A 2,266-nucleotide genomic window follows, 5' to 3' on the forward strand; every position below is an offset into this window, starting at 1 on the left:
CCGCGTGATCGTCGCCATCACCAATTATGAACGTGGACACAATCCCGGACGGACGAATCTCAAGATCCTGTGATTGATTCTATGACACGCTCTTTATAATATCGAATGATAAGTTTACCCCACAGCCGAGTCACTCACTACCAGAGAGTTGCCCGAAACGACAGACTGTGGCTCAGTTGTTATCTCGGAACCGAGAACGCGTACACTTCGTCTGACTGTGAACGCCGCTCTTTGAGATCGTCCATCTCGTAATCGGTCGCGTTCTCGACGAAGCCCTCGATAATACCTTTCGTGAACTGTTGGGGATGCTGCCAGCCCCCGACAGTTGCAATCCGGGCTCCATCGTCTGTCTCCTCGTAACTGTAGTGACCTGCGGCGTCGACGGTGAAGTTTTGGTATGCGTTTCGATTCGCCTCTTTTGCTATTTCCATCGTTTCTGCGAGCGACTGTGTCCCGTCCAACCTCCCGATTAGGCTGACCATCGTCCGGCCACCCACGACTGCAGTCATCGTTCCGACTGCATCTTCAACGTCAGTAACTGCTCTTGCAAAGTTATCGAAGGGGTACCAGTTGTCTGGTTTCACTTCGTCGATGCCATGTTCTGCAAGGAATTTTCGCAGTTTCTGTTCGAACACCGGTGACACGTCTCCAGCACTGTTCGCGAATCCTTGGACAAACTTGCCAGATACCTTTACTTCAGGCACGCCTCTCAATATATCCAGGTACGGTGTAGAGCTTCTGCCTGGATGATAAAGGGGATTATATTTCAAAAACACAGTTGTGGTATTATGAACATCTTCGACAGTCCTGTCTGAGATTCTGGCTGCAACCGGGCCGCTTGCAGTCGCACGAACCGTCGTCTGAGTTGTGACACACCGATTTAAACAGACTTTCTCATCGTGATTATTCTGAGTCGTTACCGCCGTGGCACCAGACGGAGCTCACAGGATGTGACACGACAATTCCGGTCACGTGGTCACGAAAATCACCGCAATACTCACTATCAGGCCACTCACTCCTTCTTTGATATAGCTTCATTTCATTTACGAGGCGTTACACACAGAATCAGATGTCGAACGCGAGACCGAAGGTAAACAACTTCGCAATCTTCAGTCTTCCATGTATTCGTCGACACGCTCGAAGGAGCCGTCGATGATGGCGTCGGCGATACTATCGGTATCGACAACGTCGACCTTGCCGGGATATTTACGCTGGAAGTAGCCGACCACGTTCTCGACGTCTCGACCGAGCAGGTCGTCGCTGTTTTCGTGGGCGGCCGGGACGGCCTGGGGCCAGTCGAAAATCGTGATGCCGTCTGTGTCCACAAAGAGGTTGTACTCACTCATGTCCGCGTGCACGTAGCCGGCCTCGTAGGCGGTAGCCATCTCCGAGAGGATTAGCTCCATAATCGGGACCACCTGCTGTGATTCGAGCGCTGCCCGTTCGAGCTCGACGCCGTCGAGTCGCTCCATCACGATGGCGTGGCGGTTGTGGTCAACCGGCCGCGGCACCGACACGTCTGGATACAACGCTTCGAGTGCTCCGTACTCGTTTTCGGCGGCTTTCCGTGCGGTGTACATCCAGGAGACGTGTTCGCGGTCGGCGGTGTACTCCCGTTCTCGGTTGACCTCGCGGAACTCGGTGTACCCCTCGCGGTGGAACTTCAGCGCAAACGGCTGGTAGGACTGCACCTCGTATACGTCACTTTCCTTGCCGACCCCGAGCGACGACCCCATCCCCTCGACGGTCTCGCGCTCGGCGAAGGTGTGTAAGGCGAGAGCGTCGTACCCCTCGAAGGTGAGCCTGAACCCCTCGTACTGAATCGTCTTCCGCTCGACCAATCCGCGGCGCTCACACCGGTCGAGCCGGTACTCTACGTCCTCGGCGGTAAGTCGCGAGAATTCCGGGAGCTTCTCCCGGTTGACGTACTCCGAAAACCGCATCCCGTGCTCGATGCCAGAGAGCAGATAGAAATCCTCGGCTTCGAGGTCTGCCATCTCGTCAGCGACGTTACGGACCATCTCGTCGTACCGTAGCCACCGTGCCCGTTTAAGACCAGCGCGTCGTGCATCTCTGTTTAAATGTTATACCGCTATATTTAACATCGGGTATGGATTGAAGACGTGGATACTCTGTCCCCATCACCCGCTGGCAGAGTCAACTTTCGCGACCCATCTGTCTTTAGCTAAGCGAAAAACAACGAGACAGCAGCGGCTTATCGAGGCGTCTTTTTGAGAGGAATGAGGAGGAAAGGCTGTGCACACCA

2 protein-coding genes are annotated in these 2,266 nt (G+C 54.5%); both read right to left on the reverse strand.

All coding sequences use genetic code 11. The features are described from left to right. Positions 1–179: 179 nt before the first annotated feature. Complete coding sequence (locus tag BLR34_RS16520) at positions 180–635, reverse strand: hypothetical protein (protein ID WP_092704987.1); 456 nt, start codon at positions 633–635, stop codon at positions 180–182. Between the two features lie 474 nt (positions 636–1,109). Next, a complete protein-coding gene (locus tag BLR34_RS16525) occupies positions 1,110–2,021 on the reverse strand; it encodes a serine/threonine-protein kinase RIO2 (RefSeq protein WP_092704989.1) in 912 nt (303 codons plus the stop codon). Positions 2,022–2,266 lie beyond the last annotated feature (245 nt).

It is taken from the genome of Halovenus aranensis (assembly GCF_900100385.1).
GTDB lineage: Archaea > Halobacteriota > Halobacteria > Halobacteriales > Haloarculaceae > Halovenus > Halovenus aranensis.

Bases quoted from the DNA above. Each gene is read 5' to 3' on its own strand.
- BLR34_RS16525 (WP_092704989.1), bottom strand. From the start codon at position 2,021: ATGGTCCGTAACGTCGCTGACGAGATGGCAGACCTCGAAGCCGAGGAT.